The organism is Gammaproteobacteria bacterium, from assembly GCA_016199745.1.
Lineage (GTDB): Bacteria > Pseudomonadota > Gammaproteobacteria > Acidiferrobacterales > Sulfurifustaceae > JACQFZ01.
On sequence record JACQFZ010000021.1, the window covers coordinates 25,390 to 41,836 of the forward strand.

Genomic DNA, 16,447 nt, shown 5'->3' on the forward strand with positions numbered 1-16,447 from the left:
ATTCCTTTCTCATCCGCCGTCTCACTGGTTCGGAGGCGGCGTTAAAATAGGTCGATGACCGGCCGAATCCCCAAGCAGTTTATCGACGAAGTGCTGCTCCGCGCAGACATCGTCGAGGTGATCGACAGTCGCGTGCCGCTTAAGAAGGCCGGCAAGGACTATAAGGCCTGCTGCCCGTTCCACGACGAAAAGGGCCCGTCTTTTACCGTCAGTCCAGTTAAACAGTTTTACCACTGCTTCGGTTGCGGTGCGCATGGGACGGCCATCGGCTTTCTCATGGAATACGAACACATGAGCTTTCCCGAGGCGGTCGAAGAATTGGCCGGCCGGGTGGGACTGCAGTTGCCGAAGGAAAGTGTTGTAGCGAACGCTGGCGCTAAATCGGACAACACCGCCGCGTCGTTGAAGGCGCTGGAAGAAGCGACGCGTTACTACCGCGCGCAACTGCGCGAAGCGCCACGGGCAATTGCCTATCTCAAGGGTCGCGGTATCAGCGGCGAAACCGCCGCGGCTTTCGGTCTCGGTTTTGCGCCCGACGGTTGGGATCACTTGATTCGCCATCTGGGCCAAACGCCCGAGGCGCGCGAAATCCTGATTCAGGCCGGGCTCGCGGTACGTAAGGACGGTGGCGGCGGATACGACCGGTTTCGCGACCGGGTGATGTTTCCGATTCACGATTATCGCGGTCGCATCGTCGGTTTCGGCGGTCGCATCATCGATAAGGGCGAGCCGAAGTATTTGAACTCGCCGGAAACGCCGTTGTTTCACAAAGGCCGCGAGCTCTACGGCCTATTTCGCGCGCGTGATGCGATTCGGCGTGTCGGATGTGCGTTGGTTGTCGAAGGTTATATGGACGTCGTCGGCCTTGCCCAAGCGGGCATCGACAATGCCGTCGCGACGTTGGGAACCGCGACCACCCGCGAGCATATGGAGCGGCTATTTCGGTTCGTGCCCGAGGTTGTATTTTGTTTCGATGGTGACCGTGCCGGACGCGAAGCTGCCTGGCGGGCGCTGGAAACGACGATGCCGGTGCTGCACGAAGGTCGCCAAGTTAGTTTCTTGTTTCTGCCCGACGGCGAGGACCCGGATACATTGGTTCGTCAGGAAGGCGGTGAGGCATTTACGGCACGTATGGGCCGAGCGATGCCGTTACCGGATTTCCTTTTTCAGTCGCTCGCCAAGCAGGTCGATCTTACGCGGCTCGACGGGCGCGCGCGTTTGGTAGAACTCGCGCGACCTCTGTTGTCTAACCTACCGGCGGGTGTATTTCGCCAGATGATGATCGATCGGCTGGGCGAATATAGTCGGGTTCCGGTCGCTGAGTTGGCGGTAGTTTTTGGTGGTGCACGTAACCCGGTTGCGCCGACTTTCTCGGCGCGACAACGGGCACCGGCCTACGGGGCTCAGCCGAAGCAGCCAGCGTCGGTGGTGCGGGTAGCGGCAGCATTATTGGTGCAGCACCCGGAGTTAGGGGCGCAGATTCAGGACAGCACGGCGTTTCAAGAGCTGGATTTGCCGGGTATGCCCGTATTCCGAGCCCTTGTCGGGGTCGTGTGTGACCGGCCAAGCATTAATACGGCGGCTCTTGTCGAGCATTTTCGTGATAGTGAGCACCAACAAAGCGTCGCTCGACTGGCCATGTGGACGCATCCAGCGTTGTCGCAGGATGTGGCCGCCGAATTCCGTGGCGTGTTAGCACAGTTGCGAAAAGCGGCGACGAAGGCGAAAGTAGACCATTTGCTGCAAAAACAGCCAATTTATGGTCTAACGTCGGCAGAAGAGGTGGAATTGGCGCGTTTGCTGGCGGAGAAGCCCGAACCAGTTTCAGATACGTAGCACTCGAGAGATTTAGGGTAGTCGTAAAACTTAAGCTATACTTTCCGGCTTTGTATCCGCGAATCGACATAGTTCCCATAGACAGGCCAAGACATGGATCAAGAGACACAACGCTCCCAACTTAAGAAGTTGATCATTCAGGGTAAGGAACAAGGGTTCCTCACCTATCGGGAGATTAACGACCATCTTCCGGAAGAAGTTCACGACACCGATCAGATCGAAGCGGTCGTGAATATGATCAACGACATGGGTATCCAGGTGTTCGACGAAGCACCGGATCCGGATGCGTTGCTGCTCAAAACCGAACAAGCGCCGGCCGAAGAAGATGAAGAGGCCGTCGAAGAAGCCGAGCAAGTATTGGTATCGGCGGTCGACAGCGAATTCGGTCGCACAACCGATCCCGTGCGCATGTACATGCGCGAGATGGGCACGGTCGAATTGCTAACGCGCGAAGGCGAGATCGAACTCGCCAAGCGTATCGAAGACGGCGTTCGTCAAACGACCGAAGCCATTGCCGCATGTCCGGCAGCGATTGCCGAAGTCGTGCGCATGATGGACTTGGTCGAAGCCGATCAAATGCGGTTGACCGATCTCGTCGTCGACTTCGTCGATCCGAACGCGCCCGATATGCCGTTGCCGGAAGTGGTGGTGAAGACCGGCAACGAAGAAGAAGACGACGAAGCAGCCGAAGCCGCCGGCGGCGGTACCGGTGAAACCGAAGAAGAAGGCGGCCCGAATCGCGAAGAGGCGATCGAGCGCTTTGGTCGTATTCGCAAGCTGCATGCCGGCCTGCTCAAGACCATGCAGAAGCATGGCCATGATAGCCCCGAGCTGCGGCGCACGCAGAAGAAGCTCGCCGAAGAGTTCATGCAGATCAAATTCGTCTCGAAGCAGATTAACCGTCTGGTCGAGTATGTGCGTTCGTTGGTCGATCAAGCGCGTGCGCAAGAAAAAGTAGTGATGGATATCTGCGTCGGCAAAGCGCGGATGCCGCGTAAGAACTTTATTAAGAGCTTCCCCGGTAACGAGACCAACAAGCGTTGGGTCAAGAAAGCGGCGAAGTCGGGCGATGTTAACGAAGCCGTGCTCGAAAGCCACGCCGACGAAATCATGTCGGCGCAAGACAAGTTGGGGCAGATCGAAGAGCGTACCGGCCTGCCGATCGGCGCGTTGAAAGAAGTCAATCGGCGCATGTCGATCGGCGAAGCGAAAGCGCGGCGCGCGAAGAAAGAGATGGTCGAGGCGAACTTGCGTCTCGTGATCTCGATCGCCAAGAAATACACCAACCGCGGCCTGCAGTTCCTCGACCTGATTCAGGAAGGCAACATCGGCCTGATGAAAGCGGTCGACAAGTTTGAATACCGCCGCGGTTACAAGTTCTCGACGTATGCGACCTGGTGGATTCGTCAGGCCATCACGCGCTCGATCGCCGATCAAGCTCGCACCATTCGTATTCCGGTGCACATGATCGAAACGATCAACAAGCTCAACCGTATCTCGCGGCAGATGCTGCAAGAGATGGGTCGCGAAGCGACGCCGGAAGAGCTGGCCGAGCGCATGGAAATGCCGGAAGACAAGATCCGCAAGGTGCTGAAGATCGCCAAGGAACCGATCTCGATGGAGACGCCGATCGGCGACGACGAGGATTCGCATCTTGGCGACTTTGTCGAAGACGTGAACACCGTTGCGCCGCCCGATGCGGCTACCGGCACCGGCTTGAAGTATGCGACGACGGAAATCTTGAATACGCTGACGCCACGTGAGGCGAAGGTCCTACGCATGCGCTTCGGCATCGGTATGAACACCGACCACACCTTGGAAGAAGTCGGCAAGCAGTTTGACGTAACGCGCGAGCGCATTCGTCAGATTGAAGCCAAGGCGCTGCGTAAGCTACGGCACCCGAGCCGGTCGGAGCATCTGCGGAGTTTCCTCGACTAGTCGAGCCATGCAGAGGTAAAGATGTACCAAAGGGCCTTCAAGGGCCCTTTGTCCTTTCCGAGCGAATGATGTTCAACATCAGCAGTGCTAGCTTCCCTAGGGATCCGCGCCTGTGTGGTAGGAGTGAGTCTCTTTTTCGTAGCCCGGATAGAGCGAAGCGCAATCCGGGGGACTCCATTCCCCGGATTGCGGCGCTACGCACCTCCATCCGGGCTACCTATTCGGGTTATTTCTATCCCAACCCAAGCAACCCGAAAAAATCTTGCCCAAGACATTTGCCTCACGAGAGCCCACGCGTAGAATCAACGCCTCTTTTGGGCCTGTAGCTCAGTTGGTTAGAGCTGGGGACTCATCACAACGGTGCGCTCATACCGAAAGGTGTGAGATGAACGGGATGAATTCAGGGAACCCGTAACGATTCGGTCGACGGCAATCCTGAGCCAAGCCGGAAGTACACTTCCGGAAGGTGCAGAGACTACCTGAGGACTTCAGTGTCCTTAATAACAGGCGTCGAGCGTCCCGCGCCCAAACGGCTCGCAAGAGTCACGGGCGGTGAGATAGTCCACTCCGACTGGAAACAGTTGGACACAGTGAATCCCTAGGTCGCAGGTTCGAGTCCTGCCGGGCCCACCAATTCCTCGCGCTGTTATAACTATTGTGCATGCGACCATAAGTTGGCCACGCATGTAAGCGAATGGCGCGGAGCCGCTGAGTATTGATGCACCGCGCTCGTCGTCAAAAATCTTAGTTTGAGAACCAGCGCGGAATGCAATCGGCATTCCGCGTTTTTGCCGCGTACTGATTTTTTATTCGACGTTGTTCCAAATAGGATTACGCTTCAGAAATAAATTGACTGAGAGCAAATTCAAATATAGTGAGTGCACTTTAATTCACAGAATACAAATGTCCTTGCCATCTTTTGGGATGGCAAGGACTGAATTTGCCAAGGTAAGCGACGTTAGATTAATTTATTGCCTTCGCCGCTTTCTCGATCAAATCCACTACGTCTTTTGGTTTGGAAATATAGATGGCATGGCTGCCGGCTGCTTCTGTCGTAGTCGCGCCCGCTCGTTTGGCCATTGAGCGTTGAGCGTCCGGTGGGATCATCCGATCCTCAGTCGCCACCAGATAGAAACTTGGCTTAGATTTCCACGCAGGAATACTCACAGCGCCATTCAAAGCATCTATTCCCCAAGGGATCTGAGAATGGGCCATGAACTCAGACTTGTCGCGCGGAAGGTCTGCCGCGAAGCTATCGGCAAACTTCGCGGTATCGAGGGATAAAAATCCATCCTTCGGCGGTAGAATCGGCGGCACGGGTGCACCGGGTGCTGGATTTTTAGTCAAGGCCGATACCGATTCATCTTTGTCGGGCGCGAACGCCGCGATGTAAACCAGCGCGCCCACTTTCGGGTCGTTGCCCGCTTCCGTAATGACGACGCCACCGTATGAGTGCCCAACGAGAACTACCCGCCCAGCCTGCGCCTCTAACGTATGCTTGGTTACGGCGACGTCATCTTTTAAAGATATGGTTGGATTTTGTACGACAGCCACGTTGTATCCATCTTTCTTAAGCAGACGATACACGTCTTCCCATCCAGAACCGTCGACAAATCCGCCATGAACGAGAACAATCGAAACGGCTGATGTTGCGATATTAACCATAGTAATCTCCTTTAAGTTAACGTCCGCTTTACTCGCGTGACAGCAACATTGTGCCCATCCCGCGTTTGTCGAAAAATCCACTTTCCGTCACACTATCCATTTTCCGCAACCGGTTGAATCGAATTCCATGTCTACTGGTAGAAATACCGTGATTCACGCTTCCTCTATAGAGGAGGTCAGAAAAGTTGTCGGTGGAGTTTATCGGTAACCGCCGCCGCACTGGAAAATGGTTTTTTCCATCTTCCACAGTTCAGCGCTTATTATCGGGAGGTATTTGGAGAAACACCGGTGACGACTTTACGCCGCACGCGCGCTAATGCCGCGTTGTAAAGAAAGGAATCAAGAACCACGAAGTAACTAGCGAGGAACGCACGCGTCATGAAAAAGAAGCAAATGCTGATCGCAATCATTGCAGGTTGTGGCTTGACGGCTACGATCGTCAGTGGCGATAACGCCTATAACAACACGGTTAAGGCCTTACCGCTCCTCACCACCTCCGTGGATTCACTGGGTCAGCCGATCCACTATCCACAGGTTGCGCAACCCGGAGTGACGATGCTTCGCGTCCAACTCCCGCCGGGCTCAGAAACCGGCTGGCACATGCATCCCGTGCCGGGTTTTGCGTATGTGATATCCGGCACGTTGACGGTTGAATACGAAGGCGGCAAACAGCTTCAGTTCAGCGCCGGCCAAGGATTCGCCGAAGTAGTAAACGCGCTGCATAACGGAAAAAATCCAGGTTCGGAACCGGTGACTCTCGTCGTCGTTTTTATGGGAGAAAAGGACAAGCCGTTTGCGATCAAGGCGCCTAAGTAGGACGATAAAATTCCGTAGGATTCGAGAGAAAACGTGTTACCTGGGTGGGCGGGGACTCCGCATTCTGTATCTGTATGCCCACGACGATTTAGACTGGCCAACTTATGGTCGCCAACCGCGGCCACTTTATGGTTTCCGGAAATCATAATAGTGGTTGCTGCGACACGTGCATGCGGTCTTCCGCGGGTGAACGCACGCAATTTTTCGCGCGATGCATAATGTGCTTACTGCGTGGGCTAATCTACCAACGACCATCGTCCCATCGATTCGTCTCCATGTCGCTGGTGTAATCGCCTCACCGTTGCGTGTATCGCTTCGTTTGAATCGCACGTCGAGTCTTTGATTTCCGAACTATGCTCGGCCGGAAAACTGCGCGACACAGCCGACGACGTCCACACGTACGTCTTTTAAATGTTGTTCCAGTGCCTGCACCAGTCCGTTCAGGTCGTCGCGCTCGTTGGAAAATACACGGCGAGCGTTGCACAGACGCATCAACGCTTTGGCCGATAGACTGCGCGATACGCCGCCGTGCAACACTGTTGAACCGAAGAGGACGCCGCCGGGATTAAGTAACGCCTTTAGATTTGCAAACGCGATTCCTTTTTCCGGAAACGCGCCTGGTAGACAGTGGAGTACGTAGTTCAAGCCGATTGAATCAAAACCAGGCATATTGATTTGAATCGGCGCCAGGATGTTGGCTTGGTAGATTTCCGGTGAATAGTGCGTCAGTCGTTTGGCGGTGTGCGCCAAACAGTGGGTGTTGAGATCGAGCAGCGCCAGCCTTGGGGTCGGCTTGGGAAAACGGCTGCGATCCAAAAAAAAGCCGGTACCGACACCTACCTCTAGATGATTCGCTGACAGTTGTTGTTGATAAAATTCCAGCGTCCGTTCGATGGGACAGCGCCATATCAGGCGGCAAGTCGCGCCCAGCACCAGTTGGTCATAGAGGGCCAACGTGGATTTCGTGAAGGCGGCCTGGCCGGCGTGGATCTGTTCTGGTGTCACCATCACGAAGTGCTCCTCAGTGCGGAGTGGATTTCAGGTGCAAGCAATCCTTCATAGCGCAAGACGGTGCCCAGCACTGGCACAACAAACGCGACGGAAAAGAAATATTTACCGTCCTTGATTTGCTTGTAGGCGCGAGAGCGCGGAAACAGCCATATCGGCAAGCGCAAACCACCGAGATCGAAGCCAAGCGCGCGCCAATGCCAGCCGCCGTTGATGACATCGACGGTTAATGTCATGTGGAGTTTGCCGGTGCGTTCGATCCAGTGGCCGCTAGGCCAGGTGCCGACGGGATAAAACACGGTAGACACCCGATCGCCGTTATCGAAACGTCGGTTCCAATGCAACGCATCAGCGGTGTGACGGATGTCGACTTCGAAACCGCGTTTGGATACATCCGCAGGAATGCCGAGTCTGTTTGCCAAACGCCGGCCTATCCATCCCGCCACGCCTCGGCCCAGATCTATCGTCACAATACCGCGCAACGTTCCACCGTGGCGGTGAAGATCTTGCAACAACGGATGCAGTCGATCGAACTGTGGACCGAACCAGCGAGTGACGACTGTTTCGTGTGGCGGCAAACCGTCGGTTGAGGTCTGCCTCAGCATGGCGAGATTCTCACCAATGACCCTTCGACCGGTTCCAGCGATAGAGCCGCCGAGCAAATCCGTTATAAGCACGGGCCATAAGCCAATGAAGGACCGGAAGCTTCAGCAACTTGGCCAACCACTTTTGTCCGCGAGTTTGCTCGAATAGTGTCGTGATCGCATCGGCACCCACGCGGATCGATCCATCCGTGTTCTTCACGTGCAGCCGCTCTCGTACCGACTCCAAATCGGCGCCGAGTTCATTTGCCAATTCTGGACGTGTATGAACATCTAGCCACTCAAGATCGGTCACGCCTTGCGCCGCCATGCGGCACTGCTGATCTTCGATGCCCGCTTTGCAGACGGGACAGGCGCTGTTGTAGTAGACCTTTATCTTGCCCATGAGCTCACTTCTAGGGGTTTAGTCTGGTAACAAAAGGCAGCCATAAATTTATCCCAGTGATGCCTGGTTCAATCGGCGCTTACGCCCGCCAGTACTAGGTTGTTTTGCAATTGCCATTGCAGGTCGCGGATTACGAATTTATGCATGGTTTTGATCACCCAGTTGATCAAAAATGACGAAATCCAGTTTGGCCGAATGCGATTTTCGTAATAGGTCACCATGTGAACGACGCTGTCGGATTCGCCGCGTCCCTCGACTTCGATGTACCCACCCAGCAGCTTCACATTATTCCAATAGCGGATACTTTGCTCGATGATCTCGAATTCGATGCGGCTCCGTTCAATGATATGCGTGATTTTCTTTGTCAGATAACCGCCGTCGCTGTATCGGCAGCGACAGGTATCGCCGACTTTGTCGTGCCGACCGTCGACCTCCTGTGGCGTTGGCAAGCTCAACTGCAGTAGCCACGACGGCTTTTTCTTAACGTGCTCGTAAAAGCCTACCTTGCGCCATACCTCGGCCTGGGTCGCCGCAACATTCATGCGGGTGGCGATACTGCTGATGTTTTGCTGTTTCATAATTTTTTCCTGTGTGTGCGATGTTGTGGTTAAAGTTGGTTTGCGGCGGATAGGGGGGATTGCGCGACGAAGATCGCTATACATCCGACGATACTGACTTCGCTGGTTTGGAATCGCTTTCTGAGTTCCCGCGCTAATTGGCTGGCGGAGTCCTCCGTGCCGTTGATCACCTTCAATTTCTGTAAAACGAAATACACGAACCTGCTGAGTAACGTCTTCGTTACGTCTTTATTCAAAATCGTGTAACCGAAAACCTGGGCGCGGGGATTCATGAGCGGACGGAGCACGTCAAATACCGCGCTCTTCGTCGCCATGTCTCCAGGGATGCAATGCAGAATTCCGCCGAGTGCGACCGAGTCGAAGCGATCAGTAGCGTGCCGAATCGGTTCGAGCGCGTTGCAGAGATAGGTTTCGGGACGAAAGCGCGCGAGACGCTTGGCGGTGTAGTTGAGACAGTTTTGCTGTAGGTCGAACAACCCGATCCTGACCTCGCCCGGTTGGTACTGACAGCGATTCAGGATGTAGCCCGTACCGACACCCACGTCGGCATGGTTGCGAGACATATAGGCGCGATACAGATCTTGATAATGTCTGGGATGGCAACGCCAGACATACGGCGACAGTATTTGCATAATTAGAAAGTCGTAAGACGCTAGTAATAGCGTGCTGTAAATTCGAATGCCGTCATTGACGGTTCTGGCGGTTTTCACGCATTGCCTCGCTGGTCTTGAAAAGTATCGATGGTCGAAACGACGACCTTCGTCATTACCGGAATAATGGCAAGCGTACGGACACAATCCGGTTAGATACTCCGGATTGATAAAACTGGACCAAAAATTTTTCTTTTTGCTAGAAAAACAGGGTATTCGGGGGTTCCAGAATTATGATTCTGGAACATCAGGGGCAGAGATTATTTGGCGGGAGACTTACGGAAGGCACCGGGGGATATGCCGGTGATTTCCTTGAACGCGGCATAGAAGTTAGATTGCGTGCTGAACCCGGTTTCCAGGCCAATGGACAGCACCGAAGACTTCGGTTCGTTGATCAGCAAGGCCTTGGCGGCCTCAACCCGCTTTTCGCGTACGTATCTGGAAAAATTAACGCCAAACTGCCGATTCACCAATTCGGATAATTGGTGCGGCGTCAGATTCATCGCGTCGGCGGTGATGGCGAGATTCAGGTTTTCGTTCTGGTACAGCTTGTCCTGTTTCATCAACGTATCGAGCTTGTTCAGACTGGCCTGGACGTCGACGTCATTCAATGTCGATGCCGCGTAACTCAGCTTAGACAGTTCGGCCAATTCCGTCAGCAGGCCCGGAAACACCATCAGCGCGGCAACGATCAACACGAAGGACAGACCGATACTGTTGGTGTAGAACGTATAGAAATAGCCGTGATCGATATAAGGCACGGACAAGCCAAGCAGCAGCACGAACAACGCGAAGATGGAAAACAGAGCAAAGAAAAACATCTCGATTTTGAAACGTTGGCGTTGCGTGCGCAGTCCGTAAATCAAACTCGACAACCAGAAACTGTAACCCATGCCCACCAAGAAGATCATTGGCACCGCGATCTCGTATCGCAGCAAGTAGTTCAGCGATACCGGGGCCAAGTGCAACAACAGCAGCGGGTGCGCCGGTGCTTCGGGCAGCAGGGTTGCCCGACTGAAATAAAAAAACATGGGGGGTGCCAGAAACAGCCAGAAGCGATAACTTGGTGTCAGTAACACGTCGGCACCCTTCAAAAAAAACTCCAAGTGCCCCAGTTGCAGGAAGCTCAAGCTAATCAACAATCCGGCGCAGGAGCTGATGGCGTACCACGACTTATTGACGTTTTTGAAGAAGAAAACGTAGGCGATGAACAGGATCATCGCGCTTAGGATGGAAAAGCCGATATTCAGAAGACTGACGGTCGTCATACGGAGCTAATTTCTCGGAGCGCTAGGTGAATGGCGAACCTTCCTTCGGCATTTTACTCGCCCATGCGTACGGTGCGGAGATTACCTGAGGCCTAAAGCGTCCTTAATCACAGTCTCGAGCGCCCCAACGGCTCGCAAGAGTCAGGGGCGGTGAGATAGTCCACTCCAGCTGGAAACAGTGAATCCCTGGTCGCAGGTTCGAGCCCTGCCGGGCCCATCAAATTGCTATCCAAGGATCTCCCCGAGACATCTGACTTAATTATTACCCCTCTCCCTCCGGGAGAGGGGTTGGGGTGAGGGAAGAGGGCGAGCCATTCACCCGCCCAATCCTGTCGTAACCAATGTTGGCGCCGTTCACGATCTCTCTCGTTTCGGACGCCGCACCGCGCGCACCCTTCCGCTCGATCCACCGCCGCAATAGAACAGCTCCGCACCGTCAGACTCGAGCCCGCTGACGCCGACACCGCGCGGCATCTCCAACCGCTCAAGCACCGCGCCGCTCTGCGGATCGATGCGGCGGACTTCGCTCTCGTCGCCTTCCCAAGTGCCGTGCCATAACTCACCATCGACCCAACTCACACCAGTGACGAAGCGGTTGGACTCGATGGTGCGCAGAATGGCGCCGGTCGCGGGATCGATCTTGTCGATGCGCGCTTCGGCGATTTGGTAAAGGTGCGTGCCGTCGAAGGCGGTGCCGGCATCGCTGGCGCAGTCGAGCGTGCGCGCCACCGCGCCGCTCGCGGGATCGAAGGCGATGAGCTTGGGCCCGGTTGCCGCCCAAACGTGGCGACCGTCGTGGGTGATACCGTTGATCTTGTCGACGCCGGCGAACGGTCCGTACTCACGCACGATCTCGGCCGCGCGCGCGGGTAGCTCCGGTGTTGTGTTACTTGTCTTACTTCGGGAAGCGGTCATCGCTTGGTTCCTCATGTTGGCGCGCTCGTAACGGCGCCGTGACAACAATCTACCCAAGTGGCAGCGCCGCAGGGAGTAACAAGTTCGTAGTGAATCCCGTCAGCGGCGGCGAAAGCCAGCGCTGCGCGCGTGCCCGCCCGATCGAGCGCACCCGTCCCTCGGCCTGCAACTCGACGAGCGCGCGTTGCACCGTGCGCTGGCTGGCACCGAGCGCCAGCGCGAGTGCCGAGGTGGACCACGCCGCGCCATCACCGAGCAACGCCAGCAACGACGCCTGATCGCCATCGATCGGCGGCACTAACACGACGACGGCGCATTCGCCGCGCGGCGTAAGCGCGAAGCCATCCGCGCTCGCGTCGATGCGCGCCAACGGCGCCGCGAGCGCACGCAATCGGCCGATCTCAACACGCAGGCGCGCCCGGTGCGACTCGTTGGCGCGGCGCGTGCGAAACGCGCAAGTGATCAGCGCGCTCCGATCAACATCGCCGGGCCACGCCTCGGCGAGCGCACGCGCCAACGCGAACAACACCGGCCGGCGCGCCAGCGGCAACCACGTCGAGCCAACGCGCAACCCGCGACGACAAGCGTCGACCACCAGCGCGCCCGAGGCGATGAGCGCTTCAACTTCGTCGAGGCGCAACAACTCCTCGCGCCCAGCATGGACGCGCCGCGCCGCGGGACGATCGAGCGCAGCGCGCGCCTCGGCAACTTCCGCGAGCAGCGCCGGCACCCGCGCACGTTCGGCCGCATCAAAGGCGCGCGCGAGCGCCGCCTGCGCCGGTGCTGTCCGCAGCGAGCGCAGCGCCACTTCGGCCGCGGCCAACTCGGCCACCGCCAGCAACGACGGTGACAGACCATGCGCATCGAGCCGAACCAGCACGGACGCAGCTTCGTCGAGTCGACCAAGCAGAAGCAACCGGCGCACCATGATCAAACGCGCATGCAACGCATTGGCGCGATCGGCGCGCGCCTCGAGCGTGACCGACGCCGCCGCCAGTGTGCCCGGCGAGCCACGCAGGTCGCGCATCGCGAGCGCAACCTCCGCCTCAGCGACGACACAGCGCGCACGCGCCAACTCCTCGTGCGCGCCAAAGCCGCGAGCCGCGCGTCGAAGCAACTCACGAGCGCGCGAATACTCGCCGAGCTGCGCCATCGCGATGCCACGCAAGGCGAGCGCCGGCGGATCATCGCGTAGGGCAACACGCTTAAGAGCGCCGAGCGCGTCGCCAACGGCAAGCGCTCGCGCAGCGGCGGCGATCAGGGAGTCCATCGCGACAGGCTACTGCGGTATTAAGTAAGGGGACAGATCTAATTGATCAAGGTACGCGGGCCAATAAGGCGGCTTTCGACCCGAAGCGGAGGTGTCTTTGGCAGAGGGTCACATGACGCACAGCTTTCCCCGCGGCTCTTCTCCAGGTTAGCTACGCAACTGAACCGAGCACATGGTCAAAGCTTGAGCGACTTCACTTTCTGGCGGTACGCGTCAACCATTTCAGCGGCCAAAGAGTGCTGTTGTGGCGTAAGCGCAGTGAACGGCGGGAGCTTCTTCTCGAACTCTGTCCATCTTCTCATCATCGCTTGCAGCGAGATTCCATCGAGCTGTCCCTTACTGAATATCGCCTGGAGTATGGGAGACAGCTCATCCGGAACTTCCTTTCCATTTATCACGCGGCTGGTAAGCCAAAGATATGTGTCCGCTAACTGCAGGCCGATACTCTTTCCGCTCTCGGACACGTGCAATTGCCTCTCAGGAAAGTGCGTCATCATACTCATCGCTCCCTCGCGGGCACCCTCGAAGAATGGATGGCGCAAGTATCGGTCACGCTCCCCTTCCTTACCCTTGAAGTATGCAGCGATTTTCGAGTGAAAATGGAATGTTCGCTGTTGAGCCGGATTGAACTGTGACTGCCTATCTACGGTGATCCCTAGGGCCTTACGATCAGCCTTCTTCTGGCGATGCGCAATGGCACCAACCACGAATTGAAATCCGATCGAGTTGGGTGCCAACGCCGTCTGGTCGAAGATCCCAAAATCCATTTCCGCGGGACGCGCGATTCCGAATCGCAGAGCGTCCGATATCACCTCCTTCATGCGTTTGTCGATGTCGCTGCTGTCCACACGTTTTAGAATTTCCGCCAGCATCGCTGAAATGTTACCCGCCTCTCGTTCTTTGTGTGCGTGACCTATCAGGCACAAACGCCAGGATTCTCGAAGGAGTGCCTCGTCCAACACGTAGTCAAGGGCGGCAAGCAGCAGGAACCGTAGCGGCGTCCAATACCAATCCCATTTCATTGCCTCATTGATGCCTGCATCAAATACAGCATTGAAGAGCGTGACTACCGCAAAGGACGGTTTATGGATGAAGTAATAGTCGAATCGGAAGTCAAATCTGCGTTGTAGCTCGTTTAGATTGCTTGCAATCTGCGCTAATCCCCGGCAGCCAACTTCGTTCGCATGCAACGACTCGGTGCCAAGAGCGTGCAGAATCCGCCTGTGTTGCTCCAGGCCCAGCACATCTACGTTCAACGAGCTGGAAATAACGCCGTAGCTGAGGACCGGCTGGTTTTGGTCGAAAAGATTGTTGCCGGAGTTGCCGGTTTCGTCGATGTGAAAGAACACTCTGACTTCCCTCCCAGGGTCGATAAGGGTCGGAGTGATTATTTTTTAATTACTCCGAGCCGTTAATTTGAGCACGGCCATCTGATGCGTGCCCTCGACTGGCAGCGTTCGTCGTTGCATTGCTATCTAATCTAGGATGCCGCCGTCGTGCCCGATCCGATTTTTTTTACTAGCGCTTTTTCATGGAGGTCGTATGCAGCTTTGACATCTTTTATTAGTGCATTAAACCTTTCTTTCCCGCCTGGCGTATGATCGGCAAATGCTTTGCTAACCGCTTTATCGCTTCCCCATATCAATATGGTCGATACAACGTTCTTTTTCGTGGCGAGATGCAAGTCTTGGGCGTCTTCCATGAACCCTGCCTTCCACTCAGCGATTACTCGCAATCCTTTCGTATCGCCGTCGGCTATTACCGTCTCGGTTGCTTTGATTTGATTGTACAAGTTGGCAAGGTATGACCATTGAGACGCGAAGCGTGCGTACAGACCAAAGTAACTTGCAGCGAAAATTGTTCCGAGAGTAGGGATGATGTCTATCTGGTGACTATTGCCGAATAGGCAATCAAGATAAATTGCTACAGGAGTCATCCACGAGCTCACAAGAAGTGCACGTAGCGTGACGATGTCGCCCCCATTCGGGCGTTTCGTACAAGTTAGGAGTCGTTCACCTGAGAGATATTTAATTACTATGTTCCAACAGCGAAGGAAACAACTGAAATATTGGTTCATCAATCAAACCTCCTTGTTGTAGTGCGATTCTTCGGAAGGAAAAGTTAAGTTGTATGGACTGAAATCATTTTCTTCTAGATACCAGAGTCAGCGGCAAGAACATTACAGTTTCTCGAAAATACCCATGCGAGAACCAATCGCCGTCACGGTTGCTGCTTAAAGTGAAGTCCACGTTGGTAAAGCGGTCAAGCATCGGGAAAATGACTGGATGACGCTTTTAGTAGCTAGCAACGATTAACGAAACGGAAATTCCGGAGTGAGCAAGGAGCGCAATGAAGACATCTCTGCTAGCGACAATTCAAGAAAATTTCGTAACCAAAACCAAGCGATGGAATCTTCCACTCATAGCAAGACCGTGGTTCCGGGGACATGAGAAGACCAGTTGGCAGTTAGTCCCCTCAATTCTCCGTAACGGCAATCAACGACATGAATTTGAGCTGACGGCGCGTTTCCGACTATTGGCGCCAGGATTTGGTGCAGATATTCCGACTGATCGTCTGGATCAATGGCTCTTCGTCATGCAGCACAATTTGGCCCCTACACGACTTCTCGACTGGTCAGAAAGCCTGAACACAGCTGTCTTCTTTTCGTGTCTCGACTGGATTACGAAACGCGATGTCGAAAAATGTTCAGACGGAACAGTATTTGCGTTAAATCCGATATTTCTCAATGAGCACGTACTCGACGTTAACGGTTTTCCTGTTACTTGGACTCAAGGTCAGGTGCTACAAACCATCAAGTTTGCTTTCGGTACGCAGGATGAACCCGTTCTTGATCCTAAAGGCAACGTTATCCATATCCCTTATCTTCAACTCCCCGCCGCCATTTTTCCGTCCACAGTCCACGGCCGCATGCGGGCGCAGAAGGCGTGCTTTACGCTTCATGGTGCCGATCATCGGGACATGCGTACAATTTTTCACGAAAAGGGATGGACGGCAGCGGAAACGTTGATCGAATATTTAGTACCGCGAGACAAGAAGCCCGAGCTGGCAGACGATCTTGCTTTGGCTGGAATTACATACTCTACAATTTTCCCCGATCTTGAAGGACTAACGAGCGATCTTAAGTTTCAATTTCGAATTGAGCCCTAATCGCAGTGGCACTAATCGAATCGCAGTGGCACAGTGGCAATGGCAGCAAAGGGCAAGGCAAAGAGGCAGTGGCACAGGCAAAAAGGGCCAGGCCTTGCAATAACACATCACGCCGTCCTCCGCCCCACCACCCGACTCACCGTACTGTAGTGCACCCCGAAATAGCGGGCGATCTCGGACAATGTGTAATGGCCCGTTGCATAGGCATTCTGCATGGCCTGCTTCGGATCCGACGATCGCGCGTAGTGTTCTAACTGCTTAGCGGGAACACGTCGTTGGGCACGCGGCACTTCGGCCAAATCTGTACTTGGCGCATAACGCTGATGTAATTTCTTTATGAATGCTTCG

The 16,447-nt window shown here is 55.2% G+C and carries 16 protein-coding genes; 5 read left to right on the forward strand and 11 right to left on the reverse strand.

Features of this window, described 5'->3' with window-relative positions:
* Window positions 1-54 precede the first annotated feature (54 nt).
* Window positions 55-1,836: a DNA primase gene (locus HY308_04820; protein ID MBI3897605.1), complete on the forward strand. Its 1,782-nt coding sequence runs from the start codon at window positions 55-57 to the stop codon at window positions 1,834-1,836.
* A 93-nt stretch (window positions 1,837-1,929) separates the two neighbouring features.
* Window positions 1,930-3,774, forward strand: a complete 1,845-nt coding sequence (gene rpoD, locus HY308_04825) for an RNA polymerase sigma factor RpoD (protein ID MBI3897606.1) — start codon at window positions 1,930-1,932, stop codon at window positions 3,772-3,774.
* A gap of 963 nt (window positions 3,775-4,737) precedes the next feature.
* Here rpoD and HY308_04830 read toward each other — a convergent pair.
* Window positions 4,738-5,439, reverse strand: a complete 702-nt coding sequence (locus HY308_04830) for an alpha/beta hydrolase (GenBank protein MBI3897607.1) — start codon at window positions 5,437-5,439, stop codon at window positions 4,738-4,740.
* Window positions 5,440-5,658: 219 nt separating this feature from the next.
* Between HY308_04830 and HY308_04835 the strand changes: the two genes are divergently transcribed.
* Window positions 5,659-5,769 (forward strand): hypothetical protein, encoded by a 111-nt coding sequence (locus HY308_04835; protein ID MBI3897608.1) that lies wholly within the window; start codon window positions 5,659-5,661, stop codon window positions 5,767-5,769.
* Window positions 5,770-5,817: 48 nt separating this feature from the next.
* Window positions 5,818-6,255, forward strand: a complete 438-nt coding sequence (locus HY308_04840) for a cupin domain-containing protein (protein MBI3897609.1) — start codon at window positions 5,818-5,820, stop codon at window positions 6,253-6,255.
* 351 nt (window positions 6,256-6,606) lie between these two features.
* Here the strand turns inward: HY308_04840 and HY308_04845 are convergent, their stop codons facing one another.
* From HY308_04845 to HY308_04890, 10 genes are all read right to left on the reverse strand, one after another.
* A complete protein-coding gene (locus HY308_04845; GenBank protein ID MBI3897610.1) occupies window positions 6,607-7,263 on the reverse strand; it encodes a class I SAM-dependent methyltransferase in 657 nt (218 codons plus the stop codon).
* Window positions 7,263-7,868 (reverse strand): DUF4166 domain-containing protein, encoded by a 606-nt coding sequence (locus HY308_04850; GenBank protein ID MBI3897611.1) that lies wholly within the window; start codon window positions 7,866-7,868, stop codon window positions 7,263-7,265. The genes HY308_04845 and HY308_04850 overlap by 1 nt, the downstream gene beginning before the upstream one ends.
* 10 nt (window positions 7,869-7,878) lie before the next feature.
* Window positions 7,879-8,250, reverse strand: a complete 372-nt coding sequence (locus HY308_04855; protein ID MBI3897612.1) for a DUF393 domain-containing protein — start codon at window positions 8,248-8,250, stop codon at window positions 7,879-7,881.
* A gap of 68 nt (window positions 8,251-8,318) precedes the next feature.
* Window positions 8,319-8,828: a hypothetical protein gene (locus HY308_04860; protein MBI3897613.1), complete on the reverse strand. Its 510-nt coding sequence runs from the start codon at window positions 8,826-8,828 to the stop codon at window positions 8,319-8,321.
* A gap of 29 nt (window positions 8,829-8,857) precedes the next feature.
* Window positions 8,858-9,538 carry a class I SAM-dependent methyltransferase gene (locus tag HY308_04865; protein ID MBI3897614.1) on the reverse strand — a complete coding sequence of 227 codons (681 nt, stop codon included), beginning with the start codon at window positions 9,536-9,538 and terminating at the stop codon, window positions 8,858-8,860.
* A gap of 200 nt (window positions 9,539-9,738) precedes the next feature.
* The gene (locus HY308_04870; GenBank protein MBI3897615.1) at window positions 9,739-10,746 is read right to left on the reverse strand and encodes an AraC family transcriptional regulator; all 1,008 of its coding nucleotides are present in this window, start codon (window positions 10,744-10,746) and stop codon (window positions 9,739-9,741) included.
* 354 nt (window positions 10,747-11,100) lie between these two features.
* Window positions 11,101-11,661 (reverse strand): hypothetical protein, encoded by a 561-nt coding sequence (locus HY308_04875; GenBank protein MBI3897616.1) that lies wholly within the window; start codon window positions 11,659-11,661, stop codon window positions 11,101-11,103.
* Window positions 11,662-11,710: 49 nt separating this feature from the next.
* A complete protein-coding gene (locus HY308_04880; GenBank protein MBI3897617.1) occupies window positions 11,711-12,931 on the reverse strand; it encodes a helix-turn-helix domain-containing protein in 1,221 nt (406 codons plus the stop codon).
* Between the two features lie 176 nt (window positions 12,932-13,107).
* On the reverse strand, window positions 13,108-14,280 hold the full coding sequence (locus HY308_04885) for a DUF3800 domain-containing protein (GenBank protein MBI3897618.1): 1,173 nt from the start codon (window positions 14,278-14,280) through the stop codon (window positions 13,108-13,110).
* 131 nt (window positions 14,281-14,411) lie between these two features.
* Entirely contained in the window at window positions 14,412-14,867 is a 456-nt protein-coding gene (locus HY308_04890; protein MBI3897619.1) for a hypothetical protein, read from the reverse strand.
* A gap of 413 nt (window positions 14,868-15,280) precedes the next feature.
* Between HY308_04890 and HY308_04895 the strand changes: the two genes are divergently transcribed.
* Entirely contained in the window at window positions 15,281-16,099 is an 819-nt protein-coding gene (locus HY308_04895) for an FRG domain-containing protein (protein ID MBI3897620.1), read from the forward strand.
* The last annotated feature ends 348 nt before the right edge of the window (window positions 16,100-16,447 follow it).

Bases quoted from the DNA above. Each gene is read 5' to 3' on its own strand.
- HY308_04820 (MBI3897605.1), top strand. From the start codon at position 55: ATGACCGGCCGAATCCCCAAGCAGTTTATCGACGAAGTGCTGCTCCGC.
- rpoD (MBI3897606.1), top strand. From the start codon at position 1,930: ATGGATCAAGAGACACAACGCTCCCAACTTAAGAAGTTGATCATTCAG.
- HY308_04830 (MBI3897607.1), bottom strand. From the start codon at position 5,439: ATGGTTAATATCGCAACATCAGCCGTTTCGATTGTTCTCGTTCATGGC.
- HY308_04840 (MBI3897609.1), top strand. From the start codon at position 5,818: ATGAAAAAGAAGCAAATGCTGATCGCAATCATTGCAGGTTGTGGCTTG.
- HY308_04845 (MBI3897610.1), bottom strand. From the start codon at position 7,263: ATGGTGACACCAGAACAGATCCACGCCGGCCAGGCCGCCTTCACGAAA.
- HY308_04850 (MBI3897611.1), bottom strand. From the start codon at position 7,868: ATGCTGAGGCAGACCTCAACCGACGGTTTGCCGCCACACGAAACAGTC.
- HY308_04855 (MBI3897612.1), bottom strand. From the start codon at position 8,250: ATGGGCAAGATAAAGGTCTACTACAACAGCGCCTGTCCCGTCTGCAAA.
- HY308_04860 (MBI3897613.1), bottom strand. From the start codon at position 8,828: ATGAAACAGCAAAACATCAGCAGTATCGCCACCCGCATGAATGTTGCG.
- HY308_04870 (MBI3897615.1), bottom strand. From the start codon at position 10,746: ATGACGACCGTCAGTCTTCTGAATATCGGCTTTTCCATCCTAAGCGCG.
- HY308_04875 (MBI3897616.1), bottom strand. From the start codon at position 11,661: ATGACCGCTTCCCGAAGTAAGACAAGTAACACAACACCGGAGCTACCC.
- HY308_04880 (MBI3897617.1), bottom strand. From the start codon at position 12,931: ATGGACTCCCTGATCGCCGCCGCTGCGCGAGCGCTTGCCGTTGGCGAC.
- HY308_04890 (MBI3897619.1), bottom strand. From the start codon at position 14,867: ATGACTCCTGTAGCAATTTATCTTGATTGCCTATTCGGCAATAGTCAC.
- HY308_04895 (MBI3897620.1), top strand. From the start codon at position 15,281: ATGAAGACATCTCTGCTAGCGACAATTCAAGAAAATTTCGTAACCAAA.